A 26029-nucleotide genomic window follows, 5' to 3' on the forward strand; every position below is an offset into this window, starting at 1 on the left:
CCCTGGCATCCGGCACGCCGACGGCCGGGCCCCCGCCCGAACCGGCAGCGTGGAATTGCTCCAAGACATGACCGAAACGAGCAGTCGGGACAGCCGCGCCCTCCGGCGCGAGACCGACCACGTCGTCAACGAGGTCGCCCAAGGGCTCCGCACGTTGGACGACGGTGCGGCCTGGTTCTCCGACCTCTCCCCGGCAGGCCGACAGGAGGTACTGCGGGAGGTCGCCGGCTACGCGTTGCAGGCACACATCACGGCCGCAGACGGCCGCGCGGGAGTCGCGCGGTCCGGAGTCAAGCCCACAGCCAATCCTTCAGTGATGATCTGCATGGACCCGCCCCGCAGCGGGTTCGCCGGCCTCCCCGCCGATGAGCACGAGAAGGCGTTTCGTGTCCTCGTCTCCGTGTTCGCCGTCGCCGACACCCGCCGCAGGCAGAAATACTGCAGGGGCACCTGCGGACACGCATGGCACAACCTGCCCACGGCAACCAAGGAGCCGTAACAGCGGCTCTCTCGAGAGGATCATGGCCGTCTCCGACGCGGACCTGGTGGGGAGGGGTCAGCCGTACCCGTACCCGCGATTCTAAGACGCGCACGCCTTCGCGCACGGGGCGCGCTCACCAACCGCTCCCCCACCGGCCACCCACCGGCGGCGGGTAGAGGGCTCGGCCGCCTCAGCCCGGGGTGGGCTGGGGCGGCGGGGCGGCCCGGTCGGGGGCCAGCCCACCACTTGGTGATGTTCGGCTGCATCTCGGTGGTGGTGCGCATCCTGGCTTCCCAGTCGTGTCCGGCCGGGCCGCGGCTGCCCTCGCAGCCGGTGCAGCCGTCCGCGCCGTGGATGTGACCGGCTATCAAGGCGTTGACCGGACGTGCTCCGCGCCGCGCACCTCGCCGGCCGCCCGGCGTCGATCCGTGACGCTGCCCAGCCAGCCCAGCAGGAATCCGGCCGGCACCGTCACCAGGCCTGGGATCGTCACGTCCCAGACCCTGAAGTCCTGGCCGGGGAAGATCGACGCGGGTGTGCCGGACGTATACGGCGACAGCACCAGCGCCGCGATGCTCAGCACCGTGGCTCCCCACAGGCACCACAGCGCACCGCGGGCGGTGAAGCCGGGCCAGTACAGGGCGTACAGCAGGACGGGCGCGAGCGCGGCGCCGCAGACGGCGAGCCAGAGCGTCGAGACGACCACCAGGTTCCAGTCGGCGACGACGACCGCCACGAGCGCGGCCAGAGCGCCCGTCAGCGCCGCCGACCACCGCGACGCGGTTCCGTCCGCCTTCTCCGCCGGGTGGCTCCCGGCGGTCTTGCCGTACGCGCCCAGCACGTCCCGTCCCAGGGCGATGCCGGCGGCGAGGGTCACATCCACGACGGCCGCGAGCGCGGTCAGGAAGAGGACGCAGGCCAGGGCCGCGACCAGGAGGCCGCCGCCGTCGAGTGCCCGCCCCAGCATCAGCGGCGTGAAGACCTGCGCCGACGGGCCGGCCTGGCGCAGCGCCTCACCGACGAGGGCCGCGGCGCCGACGCCGACGACGGTGAGCGCGCCGTACAGCAGGGTGAGTTCGGTGAGCATCCAGCGCCCGCCGGTGCGGGCGCCGCGCGGGCTCTTCGTCGAGATCGCCCGCATGAGTACGGCGGGCATCGCCAGCGTGGCCATCGACATGCCGAAGGTCTGCCCGATCCGGTTCACGGCGCCCACCCACCCGTCACCGGTGTAGCCGCCCGGACGCAGATACGCCTCGCCCATCCGCGAGCCGTGCGCGGCGGCGTCGAGCAGCCGCCCCGGGTCCCCGCCGAAGCGGTCGAGCACCAGCACGGCAGCGACCACCAGCACGGGCAGGGCGATCGCCGACTTCGCGAGCATCACCACGCCGGTGCCCCGGATCCCGCCACTGACGGCGAGCGCCGTCATCACGCAGCCGATGACCAATATGCAGCCGGTCCGCGTACCGGGCTGCCCGATCAGCGCCGCGGCGACGTTGCCGACCACCACCAACTGCACGACCAGCAGAGGGAAGCAGACGAGCAGGGTCACCGCGCCCCACGAGACGCGCACGGCGGGCCCGCCGCTGCCGCGCGCGTCCAGCATGTCCGCGGGCGTCAACGAGGCGTGCCTGCGCAGCGGCTCGATGATCAGCACGAGGAGCAGCATGACCCCGATCAGGCTGCCCAGCATCACGCTGAGGCCGTCGAAGCCGGACGTGGCGACCATGCCCACCAGTACGGTGACCGTCGCGACCGTGGTGGTGTCGCCGCCCATCGCGATGCCCTGCTGCCAGGAGCGCAGCCTGCGCTTCTCGGACCGTACGAGAGCCCGGTCGTCCTCGTCGGCGCCAGTGACGATGCACAGCATCAGGCAGATCACGACGAACACCGAGAACACGGCGAAGACGAGGGACCGGGACGAGGGATCGAGCAGCGTGGTCACGACCACCTCCGGGCACCCGGCTGCGGCTCGAGCCGGTCGATCCGTCGCCCGTACACCACGAGCGCGTGCACACCGACGCCGAACGGCACCACGGCCAGGAGCACACCGAGGCTCACCGGCCCGGCGATCCGCGTACCGTACAAGGCCGGTACGAGGGAGGCGGGCAGCACATAGAGCAGCCAGGCCACGGCGATCCGGACGCCGAGCCGCAGCCCGACGGCCAGGCGCGCCGTCTCCTCGGCGTCGGGTCGCTCCTGCTCCGCGGGAGGTCGCCCGGCGGCTGCGAATGGGTCATGGTGCGGCGGCCCGTGCCAGGGCTGCGGTCCGAAGGACATGTGGGCGGCTCCGCTCACGTCGATCCGACACCCCGGAAGGGGTGCGAGTACGGGTGTGGGGGTGGGCGCGGAGTCAATCAGACACATGCGCGTACCCGCACGCCCCGGACGCAGGTCTGTTCGTCCGCCCAATACGGAGCCGTGTGGACGGTGAGCGGGCACTGCGTGATCGGGAGCGGCAGCAGTGGCCGGGACGCTCCTGGTACTCGGCGGCCCCGCCGGCCCGGACGCGGCTGCTAGAAGTCGAACTCGAGGTGCTCGATGTCCGTGAAGCGGACCTCCTCCAGGCTTCCGGCGCCTGGTCGGTCGACCCGACCGGTGCGGTGTAACCCATGCGGGCGCGAGCGTCGATGACGATGCCGCCCGTGCTGGCCGCCTTGGCCTTGGCCTTGGCCTTGGCCTTGGCCTTGGCCTTGGCCTTGGCCTTGGTCCGGACCTGCGGCTGCCACCGCTTTTTCACCTCGCGCTCCAGGCGCGCGGCGAGGCCCGGACGCGGCTTCTTGATCTGGTCCTTCACATACCGCTCGACGGTGCGCTGGGAGATGCGCAGCATCTGGGCGACGGCCCTGGTGCCCTTGTACTGCTTGACCAGGTACCGCATCTGCGCGCCCGCGCTCTTCGGGACCGGGCGGGTGAGCGCCTTCTGCGCCGCGGCACCCAGGCCGTCTGCGAACATGCTCATCGCCTGCTACTTCCCGCTGTCCTTGTCCGTGGCCTGCCCGTCCTTGATGTACCGGGCGAGGTTGAGCTCCGGGGCGTTGAACCGCTCGCAGACGGCGGGCGCTATTTGGGTGACCCCGAGGAGATGCTGGCCCGTTGCATGCCACTGCTTGCTGATCCCGACCGGATGCGGGGCATCGGCCATGCGGCGCTCGACGTGTTGCGCACCGAACCGCGGACCGATCCCGACCGGATCGCCGCCATCGGCTACGGCACCGGGGGCGCCGTCGGGCTGGAACTCGGGCGCGACGGCGTCAGCCTGCGCGCGATCGGGACAGTCAACGCCACTACCACGGGCCGACCGGGCGAGGCGGCGCACATTCGCTGCCCGGTGTGGGCCGGGGTGGGGTCGGAAGACCCGATCATGCCGCCCGCGCAACGGAACGCGTTCACGGCTGAGATGCAGGCCGCAGGCGTCGACTGGCGCCTCACGGTCTACGGCGGAGCCTTGCACGCCTTCCATCACCCACCGGTCGACCACCCCACGGTCCCCGGCGTCGGCCACCACCCGCAGCACGCGCAGCGAGCCTGGCGCGACGTCGTCGACCTGCTCGCCGAGTGCCTGCCCGTGACGGAGGAGACGGGGGCATGACCCAGGCGAACATGTTGGTGCCCAAGGGGTGCCTGCGGAGGGCGTGGGGTTGGGTGTTCAGGCGTGGGGGTCGACTTCGGGGTGCGTGAACCGCACGGGCTTGCCCAGCGACCGGGCGTAGGCGATTTCGGCTCGGGTGCTGTCTCCGATGTAGTCGCCGACTACGAGCACCTCATCAGCGAGCCGGATCTTCGCTCGGTGCAGATCGTCGAGTCGAACCTTCAGCGCCTCGGCCTCGACAGGATCAGACCAAAGTTCGTGCGGCGACTTCATGTCGCAACCCGGCTTGACGACAATCCTTCCGGCTTTGGTCTCCCGCAGATCGGCCTCGGTCATCTCGGTCATGAAACGAGTGGAGCCGCAGATCACGACGATACGCGGGAGGCTCAGCCGCTTCTTCGCGTCGGCGAGTTTCTCCCCGGGGGTGAGCGGTTGCGGGTATGACACTGGTTCCTCCTGGTGGGGTGTTCCAAGGGGTGCCTGCGGAGACGGGAATGTGGGTGTCCAAGATCGCCTTATGGCGAAGAACGTGGACGCCCTCGCCATGATGCGGACCGCCCGGCGACAGTACCCGGCGCACGGCCCCGCAGTGCCACCCGGCTGCCCGATGACACCGCTCTGGACGGGGAACTGGTGGTCTGGGAGGCGGACCGGCTCGCTTTCGAGCGGCTCCAGCAGCGCCTGCCCAGACACGGCCGCGGCCGCGGCGCAGTGGCCCGCCCACTTCGTCGCCTTCGGCCTCTTGCGCCTGGCCGGCACCGACATCACCGCCTGGCCCTACCACCGCCGCCGGGCCGCCCTCGAGGAACTCTTCACCAGCCTGCACCTGGAGGCACCGTGGACGCTGTCCCCGTCGACCACCGACCCGGGCACCGCACGTCAATGGCTGGACTGGATGGCCACCGGCCCGGAAGGGCTGTGCTTCGAACGACTCACCGAGCCCTACCGCCCCACCGCCCCACCGCCAGAACGTGGCACAGTTACAAGGTTCGCGAGACCCACGACGCCATCGTCGGAGCCGTGACCGGTCCGACCGGCGCGCCACGGTCGCTGCTCGGGCGCTACGGCACCACTGGGCAGCTGCAGTACATCGGCCGCACCACCACACCCTGCCCCAGACCGCCGCCCGTACCGTAGGCCGCCACCTGGCCCCGGCCGCGAACATATCCGTCCCGGTCGACGGCGCGCCGGCGTGGGCCGGGCCGGTCGTGGGGCAGTCGCCGGCGTGGACCTCGGCGGGCTCGCGGCTGGCGCCGATGCCGAAGGCGGCGGCCCACTGGGGCGGCGTGGGCCGCAGCCGACGGCTGTGCAGGATCGCATGTAGTACCGAAGGCGGGCGGCAGGACGTCACCGATACCCCGGCTGTCGCCGTTTTCGCCGTGCCCATTGCCGACGCCACCGGGTGACGGGCTCTTTCCCGGAGCAGAGGCCTGATCCGTCGCGCCGGTGAGGGGGGTGACGCTGATGGACACCGGCGGTGGCCACCAGTGCTCTTCCACTGCTCACCAGTTCTTGTACTGCGACTCGCCGAGACCGCAGAAGGTGCAGCCGGAGCGTAGGAAGTCCGGTGTCCGACGGAACTCCTCGTCGGCCAGATGCCACCGCAGCCAGGCGGTGATGATGTGCTGCCCGTTGCGGGTGGCGGCGATGTGATCGGTGCCGTTCAGGACGTTGAACCACACCGGTACGTCGGTGTTGGCGTAGTCACGCTCCACGTTGGAGGTCGCGAAGTCGTCGTCGCCGCCGATGTAGAGGGCGGGATTGCGGAGGTTGTCCGGTCCGTTGCCGTCGAAGGAGCCGCCGGCCACGTGGATCGTGGTCTCCAGCCGCGGGTCGTCCGCCACGTCGAAGGTGCCGATGGAGCCGCGGGAGTGGCCGCCGAAGGCCACCTCGGAGGTGTCTATGTCCTGGTACAGCGGACTGCTCGGGCTCACGTTCTGGCCCTCGATCCAGTCCAGGGCGTCGACCATGTAGTCACCGCTGCTGGAGGAGACCTCGCTGTAGACGACGAAGCCGTGCGAAGCCCACTGGCGCAGCATGTCCTCGTACGCGGCCGGGTCGGAACCCGCGCCGGGACCCCAGACGAGGACCGGGTGGTTCACGCTGTTCTGGCCGGCGTTCGCCGGGTACACCAGCCACCCGTCGTTGCCGGGACCGGCGGTCGTGTCGACGGTCACCGCGTACGGCCCCGGCGCGGTCACATCGGTCACCGGGGGCAGCGTTCCGCCCGGCGGATCGGTCGGTCCGCCGCCCCCGCCGCCCGCCGCCTGGACGAGGACGTCGTCGACGGTCAGCGTCTCCAGCGCGCTGCTGGCGTCCAGTGAGAAGCGCAGTCGCACGGTGCGGCCGTCGACCGACGAGGGCAGCTGGAACGACGCCGAGCCCGACGCGGTGCGCGAGGATTCGAGCGTGGTGAACGCGCCGGCGTCGACGGAGTAGGCGACGGTGAACGCCTCACCGACGTCAAGCCCGGACGCCGTCCGGGTGTACGACAGCGAGATGCCGCTGTAGCCGGTCAGGGCGATGGACGCGGAGGTGAGGGACGGGTCGGTGAGCAATGAGCCGCTCAACCGCGCCGCCCCCGTGGCCGTGCTGACGGAACCGTTGGAGACGAAGGTCCCGAGTCCGGCGGAGAAGTTCTCGCTGTAGACCTGGGTGACGGCGGAGGCGGGGCCGGATAGTGCGCCGGTGCCCCCTGTGGCGATGAGGCAGGCGGTGGCCGCGCCGAGCAGTCGCAGGCGCAGACTGACGGGAGATGGCATGACTGATCCCTTCTGGCCGCGTCGACCGCCCGCAGCGGTTGCGGCGCGTCGTCGTGCCGGGCGCACAGACATGTCCCGTGCTACCGGCGCCGGAGATCGTGCGAGTGTCGAACCATGCCGATTCAAGCGGTGCCTCCGGGAGCGCGTATCGGTGAAATCACCGGTGCCGGGCCGGCCTGACGCGGCCGTAGCGATGATCACGTCCGTCGCGGTGACAAGAGCGGCCGGGAGCCGAATTCGGACCGCTGCGCAAGATGATCCGCCTCCAGTGACACTCCGAGACGCCGCCAAGGCCTGTACAGAACCGAGAAGTGGGAACATCTACCGCGCGTGTGTGAACCGGGAGTCCATCCAGGTGCCCAGCCGTGGCAGGATGGCGTCATGTTGATCCGAAAGGGCGATGCCGCGTAGGCGCCCCCAGGCCGTCCGGGCAGAGCGGTGGCGGCCACGATGGCAGTATCCGGTCCTGAGGGTCCGCGGTGTCTCCGCGCGAACTCGTGCAGCGATCCGCCGGGTCGAAGACCAGAAGATGTGGCCCAACGCGGTCGCGCATGCGCTCTCCCGCTTCGAGTGGGCCTTCAAGCAACCTGGCCGCTACCTGAACGCCTCCGAGGCCTGCTCGCCCGGGATAGAGGTGGAAGACGCTCGCGACGATCTGGAGCAGGCGATGCTGCACCTTCCTCCCGGAGCCAGACGGGACTTGGGCCGACTGATCACACGCATCGACTTGGAATTCGAGCGCCGCACCTTGCCGGAACCCAACTACATCGAGTGGGACATGGACGGATGGTGGTGGACCAGGATGCGTGAACGCTGACCGACCCGGGCCCGTGCTCCTTCCCTGTGATCGAACAACACCGTTACCCTCCGCGACCACTCCCCAAGTTCTGTGCCAGAACCAAGCTTCGGCAGCACTTTTTCAGCGTTTCGGAAGGCACTCCAGCCAGGTCATGTTCGATGTCCACGAGAAACGCCAGCGCACGGCAGCGAGCCCGGTCGGCGCCGACGCGCGGCACCAACACCGGAGAAGTCCGTTGTCGTCCCATCGCCGCGGTCGCATGCTTCGCCAGGTAGTCCACCTCGCCCGACGCAGCGCGCGCCAGCTCTCGTTCCACGTGGCGTAGGTGGGTGGCCGAGCCGGACCACGTATGCACTCCTGTGGAGCTGCCGGTGGCGATCGGTGGCATCGACTACCAGGTCTCCAAGGAAGCCGGAACCTTCTGGCAGCTCAGTGCTCCCGACGCTGCAATCCTGCGGCTTGGGAACGCTGCTCATCCGCGCTGCCGAACAGCGGATCCGGCACCGCGGGCTCCGCAGAGCCGAACTCGCCGTGGAGAAGGACAACCCCCGGGCGCGTGCCCCGTACGAGCGCCTGGGCTACGCCGCATACGGCCGCGAACCGCAGGCCTGGGACGTGGAAGGGCCCGACGGGTCGATCCGTCGCCACGAGACGATGTGCGTTCTCATGTGAAGGTGCCGCTGAGCGCCCGTCCAGCGGCACGGTGACCGCTACCTCCACCTGGGCCATCGACTGGCAGGTCACCGGTGGCGGCGCTCAAGCAGGCCAGCTCACCAAAACATGCCAGACCCAGGTCCTGGTTCCCGTCGCCGAGCTCCAGGTCCTCAACCGACATGCGGTTGGGCTGGTGACCGGGCGCACCCCGGGTCACCAGCCCGACCGCGGCATGCCCAGAAGGGCCCGGCCAGAGACTGCCGATCCCCACCACAGGCCCGACCGCGGCAGGTCGCGCCTTAGCTTGTTCTTCAACCTCAGTCGCTGCGCAGTGCTTGCCGGTAGGGCGAATTGCGGTGCGTGCGGGCACCATACTGGGCAGACTCGCGGACATGACTCAGAAGATCACCCGTATCAACCCCGAACAGCTGCATGAGACGCCCGGCTATCACCACATCACGGTGGTGGAGGCAGGCCGGACGGCCTATCTGGCGGGGCAGTGCCCGCTTGATCGGAACGGTGACCTCGTCGGTTCCGGTTCCCTCGAGACACAGGTCGACCAGGTGGTCGCGAACGCTCTCACTGCCCTGGCAGCGGTGCGCGCCCAGCCGCAACACGTGGTGCGGTCAGTGATCTACGTCCGGAGCGACGAGAGGGATGTTCTCGGAGCCGCATGGCGTCGGCTTACCGACTCCGCCCTGGGTCCGGCGTTCACCACTGCCAGCACTCTCTTGGGCATCGCCCAGCTGGGCTTTGCCGGACAGCTCGTCGAGGTGGATCTCACTGTGGCGCTGCCTGACTGAGCGAGAGGGCAAATCCCAGGGGTCGTTGCAACACCGCGGTGAGTCGACCAAACCGCGGGCAGTTCAAGACCTCGGCCGGGGTTCCCAGCCGAGCACCTTGCGTGGACGGCTGTTGAGTTCGGAGGTGACGGCGTCGAGGTCGCTGCAGGTGTGCCGGATCAAGTTGGCGGGGAACGTCGTCGTCGGACAGCGACAGCGACAGCGACAGCGAGCGCCGAACGCCCTCTGGGGAAAACCCCCCACACGTCGGAGGGTTGGTCGGATGGTCGGCTCTGTCGGCGGATACGTACGGTCACGGCATGAAGCGAATGAGCAGGATACTGGTGGTCTCGGCGGTGTCGGTGGCGCTGATGGCGAGCGGCACGACGGCCGTGGTCGCGAATCCAGCAGAGAATCCCCGGGCCGCCGCTGTCGCGCCCGTTGCGGCGGACTTGTCGCGGGGCCCGCTCGTGTCGGTCGAGCACCTGCGCACGCTCACCGCCCGCGAGGTCGCGGCCGAGCTTGCGGGCGACAAGGCGGGTGCCTGGGACACCGGCGCCGTACGGTACGGTCTGGACACCTTCCGAATCGTGTACCGCACAGTTGACGCTCATGGTCGGCCCACGACGGCCAGCGGCCTGCTGGCCCTGCCTCGGAACGGTGAACGGCGTCTGCGGACCGTCTCCTTCACACACGGCACCGAACTGTTCAAGGGCGGCGTCGCCTCCGTCTCGACCAGCGTCTGGGACCAGGCACCCGCCCTGACCTACGCCTCCGCCGGATTCGCCACGGTGCTCCCCGACTACCTCGGGTTGGGCTTGGGCCCCGGCCCACACCCCTGGATGGACGTGCCCTCGGAGACGACGGCCGCCCTGGACATGCTGAGCGCCTCCCGCGCCGTCGCGACGGCGAAGGGCCGGGAGCTGCGGCGCGACGTACTGGTCACCGGCTTCTCGCAGGGTGCCTCGGCGGCACTGGGACTGGCCCGGTCGCTGCAGGAAGGCGCCGACGGATGGTTCCGGCTGCGCGCCGTGGCGCCCATCAGCGGCGCGTACGCTTTCCGCGACGCGGAACTGCCCGCGCTGCTGGCCGGACAGACGGAGCCGAAGGCGAGCGTGATCTACTCGGCGCTGACCCTGGTCGCCTTCAACCGCCTGCACCACCTGTACGACACGCCGGCCCAGGTGTTCCGCGCGCCGTACGACCAGACGATCGAAGGTCTGCTGGACGGCACACACACCGGTCAGGAGGTCGAGGCGGGCACCCCGGACTCCATCGACGCACTGCTCACCCCCCGAGGACGGGCGATGCTGGCCCATCCCACCGGACGGCTGGCGGCGGCCCTGCGGATTGCCGACGGCGTGTGCACCGACTGGACGCCACGCGCTCCGATCCGGCTCTACTACGCCGACGGCGACGAGCAGGCCGTCACCGCGAACACCGCCCGCTGCCACGCCGCCCTGCGCGCCCGCGGCGTCCATGCCCCGCCGATCGACCTCGGCACCCCTGGCTACGGCGGCTCACGCCACCTGGGTTCCCAGCAGGCGGGAACCGCCGCCGTGGTGCGGTGGTTCCACTCCCTGCGGTAGGCGGGCCGCCTACCGGGTGTTCCGCCGTCGGAGCCTGCACTATCACCCGCCCGGGTGCAGAACAGCTTCTCCCCGGCCCGTCCCCTCGGGTGAGGGGTCCGCTGCAGGGGGCGTTGCAACACCCGTGGTGAGTTGATCGAGCTGTGAGCAGTTTGGACAGACGCTCGGCTGGGGTTTGCCGGCCGAGCGTCTTGCGCGGGCGGCTGTTGAGCTCGGCGGCGACGGCTTGAAGGTCGTCAGGGGTGTGCGTGGACAGGTCGGTGCCCTTGGGGAAGTACTGCCGTAGCAGGCCGTTGGTGTTCTCGTTCGAGCCTCACTGCCAGGGACTGCCGGTATCGCAGAAGTAGACCGGAATGTTGGTAGCAATGCTGAAGCCGTGGTGAGCGGCCATCTCGGCGCCCTGATCCCAGGTCAGGGACCGCTTCAGCAGGGGCGACAAGGTCTCGAAGGTGGTGATGAGGGCGTCGCGCACGGCTGCGGAATCGGCGGACAGCGGTGCCGTCCTGTTCCCGGCACACTTGAGTGATGATGGGGCGCGCTGCGTCACCCTCCGGGACGCGTACACGCCGAGCAGCCGGGCGGGCTCGGCCGGCTGCAGCTGCAGCTGCAGCTGCCCAGCGGTGTCTCAGGCCTGGCTGCGCCGCAGGCCAGGGGCCTCAGGAGGCGAAGGGGTTGGTGTGGCCGGGCAACTGCTGCCCCGGGCGCAGGAACCGCTGGGCGCCCTGTTCGTCGCGCACCGCGAGGAACCCGGCGTCCGTCGCCGCTGTGCGATCTTCCCGCGGCGGATCGCGCCCACCTTGAACGCCACGGTGATGAGCAGCGCGACCGCCCCGCCGGAGGCGACCGCTTCGACCGGTGACCTGTCGATGAGCAGGAGGACGGTCAGGACCGCGCAGGCGAGGTAGCCCAGCACCTTCTGGGTCCGGTCGGCGACGTACTGGGCCATGACGTCGAAGGTGACGAGGTCCTTCAGCACGGCCACGTCACCGACCGCTTCGGGGAGCGGCTTCAGCGAGCCCTGCTCCAGCCCCGGCACTGGCCCGCCGTTGCCCGCCTGCGGATGGGTGGTGATGGTGGCCGCCTCGCGGACGCGCGCGTCGGGCCGCGGGTCCCGGTACATCCGGACCTGCACGAGCGAGTTCTTGAACCCGGTCCTGTATGCCGTGCCGTACGTGTAGCCGTACTGCTCCGCCACGTGCGCCAGGGCGGCCGCCTTCAGCGTGGAGCCCTGGGGGGCGATCTCAACGAGGTCCTGCTGACGGGCGATCTGCCGGAGCATCCCCGCTATGTGACGTTCTACGGACATCCTGTTCCTCGCCCTCTGGGACCCTGCGCCTGGGCCCGACCGGCGCATAGTAGAGCTCCGCGGAGCTGCTTGAACATCCGCGCATTTGCGTCGCGCTCCAGCGGGCGGGCTCGGTCTTGCCGGACTCGCAGCCGGACACCGTCGCCCGGCGCCTCTGCAGTGCGCCGACGGCGGCGGCACAGACTGGGACCTGACCAGCGCGTCGACCGCGTCGAACAACTCGGACACAGAACACCTCCCGAGCCCCCAGAAACCGTACGAATAGCGAACAGTTACCGTACGTATCGCGTACGATATGCGCTGGGCAGGCTCGATGGTGGAGTCTTTGCTGTGTCCCGTCCTCGCGGCATCCGGGTCCGTGCGCCTCGGGGGCCGCTGCGTGGACCAGGTGACGGGCTCCGTGCAAAGCGCCCGCCGGAACCTCGAGAGTGAGTGGTCTTCCGGGGCCTTGACGTGTTCGCGATCCCAGCCCGCGAACTGGTGCAACGCATGACCGTCTGGGCTGCTACACCACCGCGCGCCGAGGTCGACAGGGCGCTGATGCTGCCGCGGTCGGCGGTGCGGTCTGCAAGGTGATGGGCCCATTGCGGGCGGTGTCTGTCCTGGTCGAGGCCGTACCGGCCCCCAGCACGCTGCCTCGGCAGTGAGCCGCGCAACCCGCACCGGGTGAGCCGAGTCTCACGGCGACAGCGTTGCTATGCAACGAGGTGCATAGGAGGATCGTGCCATGGCGCTCGAGCACGCGATCCTCGTTTCCCTGCAGGAGAAGCCGGGCTCCGGCTACGAGCTGGCTCGTCGGTTCGAGCGGTCCATCGGATACTTCTGGACCGCCAGTCACCAGCAGATCTACCGCGTGCTCAAGCGCATGGAGAGCGACGGCTGGGTCGACGTCCGGGACGTGCAGCAGTACGGACGTCCCGACAAGAAGGAGTACTCCGTAGCCGAGCCCGGCCGGGACGCGCTCTGCGCGTGGCTCCACGAACCCACCGAACCCGAGAGCGTGCGGCACGACCTGGCAGTGAAGATCCGGGGCGCCGCCTACGGTGATCCGGCCGCCCTGATCAGTGAGGTCGAGCGGCACCGCCAGACGCACACGGACCGCCTAACCCACTACCTCGCAGGTGAAGCCCGCGACTTCGGGGAACACCCGGCTGCTGACGGTCCACTCGATGCCGAACGCGAGCTCCAGCACGTCGTCCTGCGCGGCGGTGTCGCGTACGAACGGATGATGATCGCCTGGCTCGACGACGTCCTCGCCACGCTCGCCGGCTTCAACACCGGTCACTGACCGCCGAGCAGACCCCCGGGGACCGTGCCCGGGCCCACCCCGCAACCCTCCCAGCCGAAAGGCGGCACCCATGGCCGACGCGCTCCTCTTCAACCCGCGGACGTACGACCCCGGGCACTTCGACCCGGAGACCCGCAGGTTGCTGCGCGCCACCGTCGACTGGTTCGAGGACCGCGGCAAGCGTCGGCTGATCGACGACTACCGAACCCGTGCCTGGCTCGGCGACTTCCTCGACTTCGCCGCCAAGGAAGGACTTTTCGCGACCTTCCTCACCCCTGCCTCCGCCGCCGGAGAGGGGGAGGTAGACAAGCGCTGGGACACGGCCCGCATCGCCGCTCTCAATGAGATACTCGGCTTCTACGGCCTCGACTACTGGTACGCCTGGCAGGTCACCATTCTCGGCCTCGGCCCCGTATGGCAGAGCGACAACCCCGCCGCCCGTGTCCGGGCCGCGGAACTGCTCGCCCAGGGCGAGGTGTTCGCCTTCGGCCTGTCCGAGAAGGCTCACGGAGCGGACATCTACTCCACCGACATGCTTCTGGAGCCCGACGGCACGGGCAACTTCCGGGCGACCGGCTCCAAGTACTACATCGGGAACGGTAACGCCGCCGGGCTCGTCTCCGTGTTCGGTCGCCGCACCGACGTCGAGGGTCCCGACGGCTATGTCTTCTTCGCCGCCGACAGCCGCCACCCGGCATACCACCTGGTCAAGAACGTCGTCGACTCGTCGAAGTTCGTCAGCGAGTTCCGCCTCGAGGACTATCCCGTGGCCGCGGAAGACGTTCTGCACACCGGCCGCGCCGCCTTCGACGCCGCCCTCAACACGGTCAACGTGGGCAAGTTCAACCTGTGCACCGCCTCGATCGGCATCTGCGAGCACGCGATGTACGAGGCCGTCACCCACGCGCAGAACCGCATCCTCTACGGCCGCCCCGTCACCGCCTTCCCGCACGTACGGCGCGAGTTGACCGACGCGTACGTCCGGCTCGTCGGAATGAAGCTGTTCAGCGACCGCGCCGTCGACTACTTCCGCACTGCGGGCCCCGACGACCGCCGCTACCTCCTTTTCAACCCGATGACGAAGATGAAGGTGACCACCGAGGGCGAGAAGGTCATCGACCTGATGTGGGACGTCGTCGCCGCCAAGGGCTTCGAGAAGGACAACTACTTCGCCCAGGCCGCCGTCGAGATCCGCAGCCTGCCGAAACTGGAAGGCACCGTCCACGTCAACCTGGCGCTGATCCTCAAGTTCATGCGCAACCACCTCCTCGACCCGGTCGCCTACGAGTCCGTCCCGACACGCCTCGACGCGGCCGATGACGTCTTCCTGTTCCGCCAGGGCCCGGCCCGCGGCCTCGGCTCGGTGCGTTTCCACGACTGGCGGCCGGCCTTCGACGCGTACGCCCACCTGTCCAACGTCGTCCGGTTCCGGGAACAGGCCGAGGCCCTCTGCGAATTCGTACGCACAGCCGCCCCTGACGAGGAGCAGAGCCGGGACCTCGACCTGCTCCTTGCCGTCGGGCAGCTCTTCGCGCTCGTCGTCCACGGGCAGTTGGTCCTGGAGCAGGCCGCCCTGGCGGGCCTCGATGAGGACGTGCTGGACGAGCTGTTCGCCGTCCTCGTGCGGGACTTCTCCGCGCACGCCGTCGAGCTGCACGGCAAGGACTCCGCGACCGAGGTGCAGCAGCTCTGGGCGCTCGGCGCGGTCCGGCGCCCGATCGTCGACGGGGCGCGTTCGGAGCGCGTCTGGCAGCGCGTCGAGGCCCTGTCGGGGGCGTACGAGATGATGCCCTGAGCCTCGACGCGGCCTCGGACCGCCTCGCGTGTACGGCGGCGCCGCCCTACACCGCGAGGTGCTCGCCGGCGAGCGCGACCGGGCAAGCGGGGAGTGTGATGCGAGTATCTGAGCGGGATGGCGATGGGCAGAGGTACGCCCTGACCTCGGACGCGGACGAGGCCGACTTCCGGGGCTCCGCTCGCGAGGGGAAGGGCTGTTCACGCCGCCGCCGGAGGAAGACGGAGCCCGCCGAGTGCACATGGCAGGCTGTCTCCCGCAGGTGGCCTGGCCTGCTCAAGAGACTTGACCACGTCGTCAGTCTTCGTGCCATGGCGGGCAACGCGTGGGTCGACCTCCTCGCTCGCGACGGTGCCACCGTGGCGTCCTACGTCGTCAATGACGTGACCAGCATCGACGTCGAACCCTCCGCCTGCGGAGCCCGTCGCGTCGACCTCACACTGAGCCCCAAAAACGGACTCAGTATGGGTGCCAGCGGTGTGGTGGGAGTGGCCATGGACGCCTACATCGCAAGCCCCACAATCACCGCCAAGTGGCCAGAGACGACGCGAAGCGGCCCTGCACCGCTCGTAGCAGTGCAGGGCCGGAAGGTGGAGGATCTGGCTGCCCCCGGCACGGCTGAGGCGGGCAGGTTGTCGCGCAGCGCGATCAGGAGCTGGCCGCGGCCCGAGGCGGAGAGCAACGCCGGGTCGGGGCGGATGTAGGCCACCGTGACACCGTAGGCGAAGTACTCGTTGCGGACGGGCAGGGGCCGCAGCAGTACGAGTTGTTCCAGCAGCGCGGCCGCCCGCCGGTACGCGTCTGGCCGGCCGACCTCGATGTGCGGGGTGCTGGACGGGCCTATATGTAGGGCCGGATCGCCACCGTGACGTCCATGTCGAAGGTGTTGGCCCCCGCCGGGGACGGTAGGCCCAGGGCGCGGTCGAGCGCGCGGCTCAGGGGGCCGCAGCCACTGGTGCGCGGGGCGGCGAATTCCGCGTCCTGGGCACCGAAGGCCAGGACCAGGGGGTCCTTGGATATCACCCGGGTGGGATGGGTGTCCTTGAGTACGAGGTGTACCGCGTCCTCACCGCTGCCCACCGAGCATCCCGACGATGTCATGTTCAGCGGCCCGTGCGCCAAGCCTATGGCGAACTTGATGTCGAACTCACCGCGCCGGGTGTCGTCGGACAGGAAGTCGGAATAGCCGCCGTACTGCGAAGTCAGGGTCAAGGGTGTACGTCCGACCCTGATCGGCTCAGCGGTCATCTTCCCGAAGACCTGGCGGAATTCACCGCCCACACGGCCTTCCGCGAAGGTGATCTTCAAAGGATCGGTGAGCGGCTCGTCGACGGCGCCCATGCGCAGATGCCCCGTGGCGTGCATGACCTCGCAGCGCCACGTCCCGGGCTCCGCACCCGCGGGCAGCTCGGCGACGGTCGGGCAGGCGGAGAAGTCGAACTCGGGCAGATGCGCGGCCCGGTCAGCTCCGTACGCGGGTGCGGTGCCCAGGGCTAGCCCGGTAAGCAGTGCGACAGCGACGACAGTTGTGAAGCGGCGGACTGTGCAGTTCGAGGTCGCTCGGTTCGGTGTCATGTGGACAGCATTGCAGACATTTCTCTGCAGAGAAAGCTCTGCAGAGAAATGTCGGTGATTTTGGATAGAGTGCCACCATGACGAAAGAGACGAAGGAGCAGAGAGCGGAAGCCCCAGGGCGGCGTACGGTCGACAGCCCGGAGGTACTCAAGGCCCTCTCACACCCCCTGCGCCTACGCATCCTGCGCCACCTCGGCGCGCGGGCCCGGCCACCTCGACCACGCTGGCCGCCGCCCTCGGCGAGAACACCGGGACGCTCAGCTACCACCTGCGCATGCTGGAGCGGAGCGGCCTCATCGAGGACATCCCCGAGCGCTCCACCGGGCGGGAGCGCTGGTGGCGCGGCGTGCGCGGCCTCGACATCCGCAGACCGCCGCAGGATGAGCTGACGGAGGCCGAGCGCGCCATGTCGGTCGAGCTGGACCGGATGAGGATGGAGGAGGACGTCGAGCTCGCCCGGCAGTTCACAGCCGGGCAGGCGGAGTCCGAAGGATGGATGCGGGGCTCGCGAAGCCTCATCCACCTGACGAAGGGCGAGCTCGACGCGTTCCACGACGACTATCTGGCCTTGCTCGCGCGCTATGCCCGCGGCCCCGAGGACGCTCCCGACGACGCACGGCCCGTGCTCCTCCGCTGGTTCGGCCTGCCCGCCGACTGACCACGCCGGGGTGATCGAGGTGCGCGCCTTCGCCCGAAGCCAGGGAGCCTTTTCCAACCTGCTCGCCGCGAGCATGGTGCTCGGCTGGTCATGCACCTTCGGTGTCAAGTCGCTCCGCGGATTGGAGCAGGTACTCGGGCAGTTTCGAACTGGCCGCCGACACCTCGATGCCGATGAGGCGGCCCTGCTCGTCAAAGTCGAGGTTGATCATGCCGCCGACGTCCACTGGATCGCAGGGATACATGCGCGCGGACGTCACGCGGGCCTGCGGTTCGGTGAGGTATACGTACGCTGCGTTCACGGTCTCGTCGTAGGTGACTCTGACGTCTGTCACGGTGAGCGGTCTCCCTTGCTGTCGTTGATGGTGACGCTGTCCTTGTCCATGCCTCAGGCTGCCGTGGCGAGGTGCAAGGCCAGGACGGCCTTGACGATGTCGGTGATGCGGGTGGTGCTGCAACGGAGTTTGCGCAGGAGCCGCCAACTCTTCAGGGTGATATCCCTTGTCTGCCCACGTCCGGATGTCGGCTTGGGTGAGCGCTTCGACGATGCCTCGGGTGCGGGCGGCCTTGATGTCGTGGACGGCATCCGGCGGGGCAGGTGAGGGCCGGAGCAGGTGTCCGAACGCGTCGGCGATGGGACCCGGCGTGCCCGCGTTGGGCCTGTGCGTACGGCGTGCGCTGAGGGAACAAGGTCGCTGGCGCGCTGCAGCATCGTCCCAACCGGTGTTTTGACACGGGTAGTTCACGATGGCGATGAACGTGGTGCATAACGTCGTTCGTGTCGCGGTCCGAAGAGGCTCTGGCATTCGAGCAGGGGGAAATTCTGTTCACGGCCGAGAGGGCGCCCTTCATGGCACTGGCCGGTGCGGGGCTCGTGATGGCGGCCACGGCGCTGGCCGGGGCGGCCGTCGCGACTCCGGATGCCTGCACGTCCCATGCTCCGTATGCGCAGGCCTGTGCCCTGGTTGAAGCCGACCACACGGTCGTGCACTCCAAGGGCGTGAGCGTGGGCGCGGTCACCGGCTCGGGCCACGTCTACGGCGTCGGGATCCACACCGAGGACATCGGCCTGTCCCGGGCCGAGATCCTCCACGTACGTGCCGATGTCTGCCGCCCCGGACTGAGCTGCCCTGGATGCCGATGCCAGCTGCATCGTTGCCGTTGTCAGCGGAAGGGGCCTGGGCTCCGCGGAAGCGGAACCCGTCGGCAGAGACGAGGACGTGAACGCGCTGCACCTTCGAGAGCTGTCCTGGACGACCGGCTCGGCGGCGGACTTTGACGATCCGTCACTGCTAGGTGGACGGACGCCGAGCCCTGTCGCCATTTTGCGCCCCACAGCTTCCCACGGCGGCCGATCCGCAACCCCGCGCTGCCCTCCCCGGCCCGCGATCAGAGCAGGTTCGTACAGAGGGAAGCGATCCCTCCGAGTCCGGCTCGGGCACGAATTTCGATCCTGCAGCCGGCCATGACCGGCGCTTTGCCGCCACTCGACACCCCCCGACGGACGGCGGACTCGTCGGGGTTCCGCCGTGGTGGGGCCGGCGAGGAGTGCGGACCAGCCGGCGAGCAGGGAGTCCACCGTGCCGGGTGCGTACAGGCCCTCGTCGAAGGCGCCGTCGATGCCTGCGTGCCCGAGTGGACTCGTCCACGGTGTGATCGCGAGGGGGAACTGGAGCGCGTTCGGGTGGACGTGGCGCAGGACGCAGCGGACGCCACCGAGGTCGACCTCCCGGATCTCCCTGTCGTCGAACCCGAACGTGACCGCGAGCCGGGCCTTTTCGGGGAGGACGTCGGTCACCTCGCCCGCGGATATCTGCCGGTGGGCGAGGGCGGTCGCCAGCGCCTCGCGCGTGCCGGCCACGGTGTCCGACACCGTGGTGCCGGGCCTCAACAGCAGCGGCAGCAGCCCCAGGTGGCAGCCGACGAGGGGAGAGACGCCCGGCGTGCGGCGGTCGTCACGACCCCGACGACGAACGCGTCGGGTGCCTCGGCCGCCTGCGCGGCGTGCGCGAAGGAACCCAGCGTCCTGGCGAAGGACGTCCCTTCGGGCGTGTTGTGCCGCGCGTCCAGCAGGGCGGCCGGGACGTCGAGCCGGCGCCGTACGACCTGCCCGGACGGACGGACTCGCGTCCTCGCGCTGGAGCCAGGTGAGGTGGCCCGGAGCGACGCCGGAGAGCGTTCTCCTCCAATGGTCGAGCGTGACGGCCTCGGCCGGGCGCAGCCGGGCGTCGGGCCTGGTCGTCTCCTCGGGTGCCTCGGCACCGGGGTCGCCGTACCAGCGTGTCAGGTCGTCGACGACCGTCTGCATGCTGGGCACGTCCACGGCGTGCTGGTGGAACACGAGGACCAGCCGGTCACGCTCCTCCTGCCGCAGCAGGGCCGCCCGGACCGGCAGGTCGCCCCGAGGTCGAACGGGCGGTCCACGAAGACCCGTTCCGCGGCGGCGGGCCCCCGCGGTCCCGCGCGGTGGATCTCCAGGAGGGCCTGGCGGTCGTCCAGGGTGCGGACGAGGATGCGGTCGCGGCGGCGGCGCAGGACCGTGCGCAGGGCGGGATGCCGGGCTACGGTCCGCTCCAGGGCGAGTCGCACCGGCCCGGGTCGAGAACACCCTGCGCGTCGAGGACGACGGCCACGTTGTAGGCGGCGGGTTCGCCCAGCCAGTAGTCGGCCAGCCAGATCTCCTGCTGGACGGGAGAGGCCGGGATCTCCTCGGCGGCGTCCGGCACGCGGGGCGGGTGCGGCACCTCGGGCGCGGCGTGGGCGGACCAGCCACCGGCCCGCAGGTCCGCGGCCAGCTGCTCCACCGTCGCCCCGGCGAGCACGCGGTCGATGCCGGGTGTGGCGCCGACTCCGCCGCCAGTTCGGTCATCAGACTCATCGCCTGCTAGCGATCCGCCGCCGAGCGTCAGGAGGGAGTCGGTGGCGTCCGCGCCGGCCACGCCCAGCACGCGCGCCAGGCGGGCCGCGATCCGCGCCTCGTCGCCCGTGAGGGACGGAAGCGGCCGTCCGTGGCCCGGGCCGGAGGCGGCATCGAGCGCCAGCCGCCGGCGGTCGACCTTCCCGGTGCTGGTGCGCGGGAGCCGGCCGGTCAGCACGACCCGGCTCGGCACGACGGCGGCGGGCAGCCGTTCCAAGAGGCGGGCACGGAGCGCGACCGGGTCGACGGCGGCACCGGGCGCCGGTGCGGCGAACAGGACCATGGTGCGGGGCGCGCCGGGGGTGTCGACCGCGACGGCGGCCACCTCGGCGAGCTCCGCGGCCTGTCCGGCCAGGACCTCGATCTCGCCGGGTTCCACCCGGTGCCCGCTGATCTTCACCTGGTCGTCCCCGCGCCCGCGCAGGACCAGCCGGCCGTCCTCGATCACGCCGAGATCCCCGGTGCGGTAGCCCCAGGGCTCGTCCAACGCCTCGATCGGGCCGAAGCCGGTGCGCGGTGCGTCCCGCTCGGCCGGAGATAGCCGAGGCCGACCGGCACGCCGGCCACGCAGACCTCCCCCTCCTCGCCGAGACGATCGCCGATCAAGGCCATCTGAACCCGACCCGGCCCGTCGCCCACCCGTCCGCACCGGACGGGTCACCGACGCGCGGAAAAGAAGCCGAGCCATGACCGGACCCGCTCGCCCGCACAGGCCGTACGCAGCCGGACGGTCCTGTCTGCGCCGCGCCACCCTCCCCGCACCACCGCAGCTGCCTGCCGCGGCGATGGTGCGGGGGCCTCCGCACGTCGGCCCCCTGCCGGCCGGAGTGTGGACCTGATACGGGCACGCTGTCCGCCCGTCGCCGTCGCCGCCGCCCTGCGAGGCACCGGCCAGGACGGCGACGACGACGCCCCCTTCTCCCGGGTTCGGCGGCTGGCGCGGACGGCAGCCACCGCGTCGCTGGGATGCCTGTTCGGCGTTCTCGCCCTGCGCAGCGGCCGGCCGACCGGGGTCACGCTCTGTCTCATCACTGCGGCCTTCGTTGCCGGGCTGATCAGCGTGTACGGAGCATCGCGTCGGCGGCGGGCATGCATCTCTTCCTCGGCGCGGTGATCGGCGCGGGCATCCCGGTCCCGGGCCCGTGGTGGCGTCCGCCGCTCGCTCTGCTCGGCGGCTCCGCCAGCAGGAGCATGCTTCAGGGCGCCGGTCAGGCCTGGAGGCGGCGGTGGGCGCGGATGATGTCGGCGTAGCGGTGGCCGCTTGCCTTGATGGTGCGGGTCTGGGTCGCGTAGTCGACGTGCACGAGGCCGAAGCGCTTGTCGTAGCCGTAGGCCCATTCGAAGTTGTCGAGCAGGGACCAGGCGTAGTAGCCGGCGAGGGGGGCGCCCTTGCGTACGGCGCGGGCGCAGGCGCTGATGTGCTGTTCCAGGTAGCGGGCCCGGTCGGAGTCGTCGACGGTGCCGTCGGGGGCGACGGTGTCGGGGAAGGCGGAGCCGTTCTCGGTGACGTACAGCTCGCGGACGCCGTAGTCGTCGGTCAGCCGCATGAGGAACGCTTCCAGGCCGTCGGCGTCGATCTGCCAGTCCATGCCGGTGCGGGGCACGTCCGGCAGGCGGACCTCGCGCGCGTACGGGACGGGGCCGGCCGGGTCGTCGGCGACGGTGACCGGGAAATAGTAGTTGAGGCCGTGCCAGTCGAGCGGGACGGCGATCGTCTCCAGGTCGCCCGCGCGTTCCGGCAGTTCGACGCCGTAGAGCTCGCGCATGTCGGCGGGGAATCCCCGGCCGTAGACGGGGTCGAGCCACCAGCGGTTGGTGTGGCCGTCCATGCGGGTGGCCGCCGCGACATCCTCGGGCCGGGTGGAGGCGGTCTCCACGGTCGAGTGGTTGGTGACGAGCCCGACCTGGGCGCCCGGCACCGCCGCGCGGATCGCCTGTGCGGCCAGTCCATGGCCGAGCAGCAGGTGGTAGGAGGCGTGCACGGCGGCGGTCAGGTCGGTGAGGCCCGGAGCCATCCGGCCTTCGAGGTGGCCGATCCACCCGGAGCACAGCGGTTCGTTCAGGGTGGCCCAGCGGGTGACCCGGTCGCCGAGCCGCCCGGCGACGGCGGAGGCGTAGGCGGCGAGGTGTTCGGCGGTCTCGCGGCTGGTCCAGCCGCCCCGGTCCTGGAGAGCCTGGGGCAGGTCCCAGTGGTAGAGGGTGATGTTGGGCGTGATGCCGGCGTCGAGGAGGCCGTCGACGAGGCGGTCGTAGAAGTCGAGGCCGGCCGCGTTGACGGGGCCGTCGCCGCCGGGGACGACGCGGGGCCAGGCGATGGACATCCGGTAGCGCCGGCGCCCAGTTCCTTCATGAGGGCGATGTCCTCGGGCCAGCGGTGGTAGTGGTCGCAGGCCACGTCGCCGTGGTCGTCGTTGTCGATCTTGCCCGGGGTGTGGGAGAAGGTGTCCCAGATCGACGGGGTCCGGCCGTCCTCGGCGACGGCGCCCTCGATCTGGTAGGCGGATGTGGCCGTGCCCCACACGAAGTCGGGGGGGGAAGGCGGCGAGGTCTATCGCTTCGGACACGGAGGGTGCCTCTCTGGGGTGATCGGAGGTGTGGTGAGCGGAAGGAGGGCGGGCCGCTACTTGACGGCGCCGGCGGTCAGTCCGGTGACGAGGTAGCGCTGGAGGAGCAGGAAGCCGGCGACGACCGGAAGGCTCACGACCAGGGACGCGGCCATGATCTGGTTCCAGTACACGTCGTTCTGGGTCGAGTAGCCCTGGAGGCCGACGGCGAGGGTGCGGGTGGTGTCGTTGGTCATCACGGAGGCGAAGAGGACCTCGCCCCATGCGGTCATGAACGCGTAGACGGCGACGGCGACGATGCCCGGGACCGCGGCGGGCACGATGACCCGGAAGAGGGCGCCGAGCGGCCCGCAGCCGTCCACCTTGGCTGCCTCGTCGAGGTCTCTGGGGACCGAGTCGAAGTACCCGATCAGCATCCAGATGGAGAAGGGCAGCGAGAAGGTGAGATAGGTGAGGATCAGGCCGGCGCGGGAGCCGAAGAGGGCGATTCCGGTGACGTTGCCGATGTTGACGTAGATGAGGAACAGCGGCAGCAGGAAGAGGATGCCGGGGAACATCTGCGTCGAGAGCACCGTGACCGTGAAGACACGCTTGCCGCGGAAGGTGTAGCGGCTGACCGCGTAGGCCGCGAACACGGCGATGGTGACGGAGCAGACGGTCGCCGCCCCCGCCACGATCAGCGAGTTCATGAAGTAGTCGGCCAGCGGGACCGTTTCCCAGATGTCGAAGTACGGGCGGACGGTGAGGCCCGTGGGGATCCACTGGAACTTGCCGGACACGTCCTCCAGCGGCTTGAGCGAGCTGGAGATCATCACGTACACCGGCAGCAGGACGAAGCCGGCGAGGAGCGTCAGGAAGATCCGCCGGCTCCACAGGAAGGACTGCGGGGCGGCCATCGGGGAGCGGGCCTGACGCCGGGACTGGCTAGGCATCGGAGGCCTTCCTTCCTCGGGAGGTGAGCAGGAGGTAGACGCCGGTCACCACGAGCAGGAACAGCAGCAGCAGGACCGACATGGCGGAGCCGGTGCCGAAGTTCCAGGTCTGGAACGAGGACTGGTAGATGTGCAGGGAGATGAGGTCCGCGGCCTCGGGCGCCGCCTCGCCGAAGAGGACGAAGGGGGTGTTGAAGTCGTTGAACGTCCACAGGAACAGCACCAGGACGAGGACCTGGTTGACCGGGCGCAGCGACGGCAGCGTGATGCGGCGGACCTGTTGCCAGACGCCGGCGCCGTCGAGGGCGGCGGCCTCGTAGATCTCCCGGGGGATGTTCTGCAGTCCGGCCATGATGATGAGGAAGGCGAAGGGCCAGCCCTTCCACACCGAGACGACGAGCAGGGCGACGAAGCTGTTGTCGCCGATCAGCCAGAACGGCGGGCTGTCGGTGAGGCCGAGCTGGTCGTGCACGACGTGGTTGATCAGTCCGTTGTCGCGCTGGAACATGAACGCCCAGGTGATGACGGCGGCGTAGACGGGCAGCGCGTAGGGGACGAGGAAGAGCGTGCGCAGGAAGCCGCGGCCGCGGAAGCTCTCCTGCATGAAGATGGCGGCGGCCGCTCCGAGCAGCCAGCACAGGCCGACCGACAGGACGGTGAACAGGCAGGTGGTGATGAAGGAGTTGAGCAGCGCTTCGCCCACGGGGGCGTCGAAGTCGACCGCGAGGGAGTAGTTGTCGAGGCCGGCCCAGGGCGCGGTGGTCCAGTCGCGGATGTAGAACTGGGTCAGCTCCTTGAAGCTGACGGCGATGCCGATCACCATCGGCACCAGGTGGACCAGGAGTTCGAGCAGGAGTGCGGGCAGGAGCAGGAGGTACGGCAGGCTGATGCGGCGCAGCCGCCCGGAGCGGCGCGTGCGCGGCGCTCCGGGGGAACTCTTGCGTGCCTTCCGCTCGCCTGTGTCAGGGGCAGCGGTGAGAGTCATCGTGGTAGTCCGCCACTCAGTTCTTGGGCATCTGCTGCTGGGCCTTTTCGAGCTTGGCCCGCACCGACTCGGTGGTCACCGGCCGCCCCGCGGCGGCTTCGGCGAAGAGTTCCTTGACCGCGGTGCCGACGACGGTCTCGAACTGGGACTCCTCGGGAACCTGCGGGAGCGCGGTGGCGCTGCTCGCCAGGGTCTCGCGCAGCACGGCGAGCGCGGGCGTGTTGAAGGCCGGGTCCTCCTGCGCGGCCTTGACCGGCGGGATGGAGCCGTAGGCCTTGTTGAGGATGACCTGTTCCTCCTCGCTGGTCATGAAGTTGACGAACTTCTTGGCGCCGTCGATGTTCTTGGTGTTCTTGAAGACGGCCATGTTGATGCCGGCGACCATGGAGTTGGTGGCCTTGCCCGGGCCGGGCTCGCCGGACTGCACGGGGGCGGGCGCCACTCCCCACTCGTCGTCGTTCATGCCCTGGGCCTTGAAGGTGGCCGACGCGGTCTGCCACAGCACCATGCCCGTCTTGTCCTTCGCGAAGTCGCTCAGGGACTGGTTCTGGGCGTACTCGGCGTTCCCCGGGGCGACGATCTTCTGTTCGGCCATCAGGTCGACGTACTGCTTGACCGCGGCGACCGCGCCGTCGGAGGTGAAGTCCGGCTTGCCGTCGGGGGTGAAGAAGTCGGCGCCGTGCTGCTTGCCGAGGACGAACACCTGGTGGATGTTGTTGGAGAGGTTGGAGCCCTCGGCGCCCAGGCCGTTGTGACCCTTCGCGGTGAGCTTCTTGCCGGCGGCGGCCAGCTCGTCCCAGGTGGCCGGCGGCTCGGCTATCCCGGCTTCGGCGAACAGCTTCTTGTTGTAGTAGAGCGCGTAGGCCATGGAGTACAGCGGCACGGCGGCCGGGTCCTGACCCTGGACGCCGGTGGAGCCGAGCGCGGACTCCACGAACCGGTCCCGGCCGCCGATCGTCTTGAGTTTCTCGGCGTCCCAGGGCAGCAGGGCGCCGGTGGCCTGCAGGGAGGCGGACCAGGTGTTGCCGATGTTGAGGACGTCGGGGCCCTGGCCGGAGGTGGTGGCGGTGAGAATCCGGTTCAGCAGGTCGGACCAGGGCACGACCTCCAGCTTCACCTTGATGCCGGTCTCCTTCTCGAACTTGTCGAGTTCCGGCTGGAGGACCTTCTTGTCGAACTCCAGGTTGGCGCCCTGGTTCGAAGCCCAGTAGGTGAGCGTCTTGGGCTGTTCGTTGGAGCCCTCCGAGCCGGAGGAACCCCCGCCGCAGGCAGCCGCGGTGAGGACGAGGGAGAGGGTGACGGCGCCGACGGCGGCGGCTCTGATTCTGCGCATGTCTTCAGGGGCCCTTCCGGG

The 26029-nt window shown here is 69.9% G+C and carries 22 protein-coding genes and 6 pseudogenes; 11 read left to right on the top strand and 17 right to left on the bottom strand.

Features of this window, described 5'->3' with window-relative positions:
- Window positions 1-67 precede the first annotated feature (67 nt).
- Window positions 68-499, top strand: coding sequence for a DUF5958 family protein (locus BM536_RS40755; protein WP_073492480.1), 432 nt, complete (start codon window positions 68-70; stop codon window positions 497-499).
- A 349-nt stretch (window positions 500-848) separates the two neighbouring features.
- Here the strand turns inward: BM536_RS40755 and BM536_RS08120 are convergent, their stop codons facing one another.
- The 3 genes and pseudogenes from BM536_RS08120 to tpg form a co-directional block, all read right to left on the bottom strand.
- Window positions 849-2423: a sodium:solute symporter family transporter gene (locus BM536_RS08120; protein ID WP_094102751.1), complete on the bottom strand. Its 1575-nt coding sequence runs from the start codon at window positions 2421-2423 to the stop codon at window positions 849-851.
- Window positions 2420-2758 (bottom strand): DUF485 domain-containing protein, encoded by a 339-nt coding sequence (locus tag BM536_RS08125; RefSeq protein ID WP_073492478.1) that lies wholly within the window; start codon window positions 2756-2758, stop codon window positions 2420-2422. The genes BM536_RS08120 and BM536_RS08125 overlap by 4 nt, the downstream gene beginning before the upstream one ends.
- Before the next feature lie 236 nt (window positions 2759-2994).
- Window positions 2995-3440: pseudogene (gene tpg / locus BM536_RS08130) on the bottom strand (telomere-protecting terminal protein Tpg).
- A 33-nt stretch (window positions 3441-3473) separates the two neighbouring features.
- On the opposite strand from tpg, the gene BM536_RS08135 reads away from it, so the two are divergent.
- Window positions 3474-4070 (top strand): dienelactone hydrolase family protein, encoded by a 597-nt coding sequence (locus BM536_RS08135; RefSeq protein ID WP_425444616.1) that lies wholly within the window; start codon window positions 3474-3476, stop codon window positions 4068-4070.
- A gap of 57 nt (window positions 4071-4127) precedes the next feature.
- On the opposite strand, the gene BM536_RS08140 is transcribed toward BM536_RS08135, so the two are convergent.
- On the bottom strand, window positions 4128-4517 hold the full coding sequence (locus BM536_RS08140; protein WP_073492476.1) for a hypothetical protein: 390 nt from the start codon (window positions 4515-4517) through the stop codon (window positions 4128-4130).
- 70 nt (window positions 4518-4587) lie between these two features.
- Between BM536_RS08140 and BM536_RS08145 the strand changes: the two genes are divergently transcribed.
- Window positions 4588-5094, top strand: a complete 507-nt coding sequence (locus BM536_RS08145; RefSeq protein WP_094102752.1) for a DNA ligase-like domain-containing protein — start codon at window positions 4588-4590, stop codon at window positions 5092-5094.
- Between the two features lie 478 nt (window positions 5095-5572).
- On the opposite strand, the gene BM536_RS08150 is transcribed toward BM536_RS08145, so the two are convergent.
- Window positions 5573-6832 (bottom strand): poly(ethylene terephthalate) hydrolase family protein, encoded by a 1260-nt coding sequence (locus BM536_RS08150; RefSeq protein ID WP_094102753.1) that lies wholly within the window; start codon window positions 6830-6832, stop codon window positions 5573-5575.
- 529 nt (window positions 6833-7361) lie between these two features.
- Between BM536_RS08150 and BM536_RS08155 the strand changes: the two genes are divergently transcribed.
- Window positions 7362-7649 (top strand): hypothetical protein, encoded by a 288-nt coding sequence (locus tag BM536_RS08155; RefSeq protein ID WP_073492469.1) that lies wholly within the window; start codon window positions 7362-7364, stop codon window positions 7647-7649.
- Between the two features lie 247 nt (window positions 7650-7896).
- Here the strand turns inward: BM536_RS08155 and BM536_RS42580 are convergent.
- Window positions 7897-7980, bottom strand: a pseudogene (locus BM536_RS42580) (GNAT family N-acetyltransferase); the annotation flags it as partial.
- Between BM536_RS42580 and BM536_RS08160 the strand changes: the two are divergent.
- From BM536_RS08160 to BM536_RS08175, 3 genes and pseudogenes are all read left to right on the top strand, one after another.
- Window positions 7973-8303 (top strand): annotated as a pseudogene (locus tag BM536_RS08160) (GNAT family N-acetyltransferase); the annotation flags it as partial. The pseudogenes BM536_RS42580 and BM536_RS08160 sit on opposite strands and share 8 nt — an antisense overlap.
- Before the next feature lie 374 nt (window positions 8304-8677).
- Window positions 8678-9088: a RidA family protein gene (locus tag BM536_RS08170; protein WP_073492490.1), complete on the top strand. Its 411-nt coding sequence runs from the start codon at window positions 8678-8680 to the stop codon at window positions 9086-9088.
- Between the two features lie 299 nt (window positions 9089-9387).
- Window positions 9388-10656, top strand: a complete 1269-nt coding sequence (locus BM536_RS08175; protein ID WP_073492467.1) for an alpha/beta hydrolase family protein — start codon at window positions 9388-9390, stop codon at window positions 10654-10656.
- Window positions 10657-10795: 139 nt separating this feature from the next.
- On the opposite strand, the pseudogene BM536_RS08180 reads toward BM536_RS08175, so the two are convergent.
- Window positions 10796-11131 (bottom strand): annotated as a pseudogene (locus BM536_RS08180) (IS30 family transposase); the annotation flags it as partial.
- Between the two features lie 150 nt (window positions 11132-11281).
- A complete protein-coding gene (locus BM536_RS08185) occupies window positions 11282-11962 on the bottom strand; it encodes a hypothetical protein (RefSeq protein WP_143650854.1) in 681 nt (226 codons plus the stop codon).
- Window positions 11963-12689: 727 nt separating this feature from the next.
- Between BM536_RS08185 and BM536_RS08190 the strand changes: the two genes are divergently transcribed.
- The 3 genes from BM536_RS08190 (at window position 12690) to BM536_RS40260 (ending at window position 15749) form a co-directional block, all read left to right on the top strand.
- The gene (locus BM536_RS08190; protein WP_073492463.1) at window positions 12690-13250 is read left to right on the top strand and encodes a PadR family transcriptional regulator; all 561 of its coding nucleotides are present in this window, start codon (window positions 12690-12692) and stop codon (window positions 13248-13250) included.
- Between the two features lie 70 nt (window positions 13251-13320).
- Entirely contained in the window at window positions 13321-15045 is a 1725-nt protein-coding gene (locus BM536_RS08195; protein ID WP_073492461.1) for an acyl-CoA dehydrogenase family protein, read from the top strand.
- A gap of 311 nt (window positions 15046-15356) precedes the next feature.
- The gene (locus tag BM536_RS40260; protein ID WP_143650856.1) at window positions 15357-15749 is read left to right on the top strand and encodes a hypothetical protein; all 393 of its coding nucleotides are present in this window, start codon (window positions 15357-15359) and stop codon (window positions 15747-15749) included.
- A 136-nt stretch (window positions 15750-15885) separates the two neighbouring features.
- Here the strand turns inward: BM536_RS40260 and BM536_RS08205 are convergent, their stop codons facing one another.
- The gene (locus BM536_RS08205; RefSeq protein ID WP_073492459.1) at window positions 15886-16620 is read right to left on the bottom strand and encodes a hypothetical protein; all 735 of its coding nucleotides are present in this window, start codon (window positions 16618-16620) and stop codon (window positions 15886-15888) included.
- Between the two features lie 274 nt (window positions 16621-16894).
- Here BM536_RS08205 and BM536_RS08210 point away from each other — a divergent pair, with 274 nt between their 5' ends.
- On the top strand, window positions 16895-17278 hold the full coding sequence (locus BM536_RS08210; protein WP_245873322.1) for a hypothetical protein: 384 nt from the start codon (window positions 16895-16897) through the stop codon (window positions 17276-17278).
- An 88-nt stretch (window positions 17279-17366) separates the two neighbouring features.
- Here the strand turns inward: BM536_RS08210 and BM536_RS08215 are convergent, their stop codons facing one another.
- The 8 genes and pseudogenes from BM536_RS08215 to BM536_RS08255 form a co-directional block, all read right to left on the bottom strand.
- Window positions 17367-17612, bottom strand: coding sequence for a DUF2283 domain-containing protein (locus BM536_RS08215; RefSeq protein ID WP_073492458.1), 246 nt, complete (start codon window positions 17610-17612; stop codon window positions 17367-17369).
- 53 nt (window positions 17613-17665) lie between these two features.
- Window positions 17666-17990, bottom strand: a pseudogene (locus BM536_RS08220) (IS5/IS1182 family transposase); the annotation flags it as partial.
- Window positions 17991-19560: 1570 nt separating this feature from the next.
- Window positions 19561-19866, bottom strand: coding sequence for a hypothetical protein (locus BM536_RS08225; RefSeq protein WP_094102755.1), 306 nt, complete (start codon window positions 19864-19866; stop codon window positions 19561-19563).
- Window positions 19839-20681, bottom strand: coding sequence for an AMP-binding enzyme (locus tag BM536_RS08230; RefSeq protein ID WP_158086512.1), 843 nt, complete (start codon window positions 20679-20681; stop codon window positions 19839-19841). The genes BM536_RS08225 and BM536_RS08230 overlap by 28 nt, the downstream gene beginning before the upstream one ends.
- Window positions 20682-21402: 721 nt before the next feature.
- Window positions 21403-22758, bottom strand: a pseudogene (locus tag BM536_RS08240) (GH1 family beta-glucosidase).
- Window positions 22759-22814: 56 nt separating this feature from the next.
- Window positions 22815-23654: a carbohydrate ABC transporter permease gene (locus tag BM536_RS08245; RefSeq protein ID WP_073492450.1), complete on the bottom strand. Its 840-nt coding sequence runs from the start codon at window positions 23652-23654 to the stop codon at window positions 22815-22817.
- A gap of 28 nt (window positions 23655-23682) precedes the next feature.
- Window positions 23683-24675 carry a carbohydrate ABC transporter permease gene (locus tag BM536_RS08250; RefSeq protein WP_073492448.1) on the bottom strand — a complete coding sequence of 331 codons (993 nt, stop codon included), beginning with the start codon at window positions 24673-24675 and terminating at the stop codon, window positions 23683-23685.
- 16 nt (window positions 24676-24691) lie between these two features.
- Window positions 24692-26008 (bottom strand): extracellular solute-binding protein, encoded by a 1317-nt coding sequence (locus BM536_RS08255; RefSeq protein WP_073492446.1) that lies wholly within the window; start codon window positions 26006-26008, stop codon window positions 24692-24694.
- Between the last annotated feature and the right edge of the window lie 21 nt (window positions 26009-26029).

The organism is Streptomyces phaeoluteigriseus (assembly GCF_001896135.2).
GTDB lineage: Bacteria > Actinomycetota > Actinomycetes > Streptomycetales > Streptomycetaceae > Streptomyces > Streptomyces phaeoluteigriseus.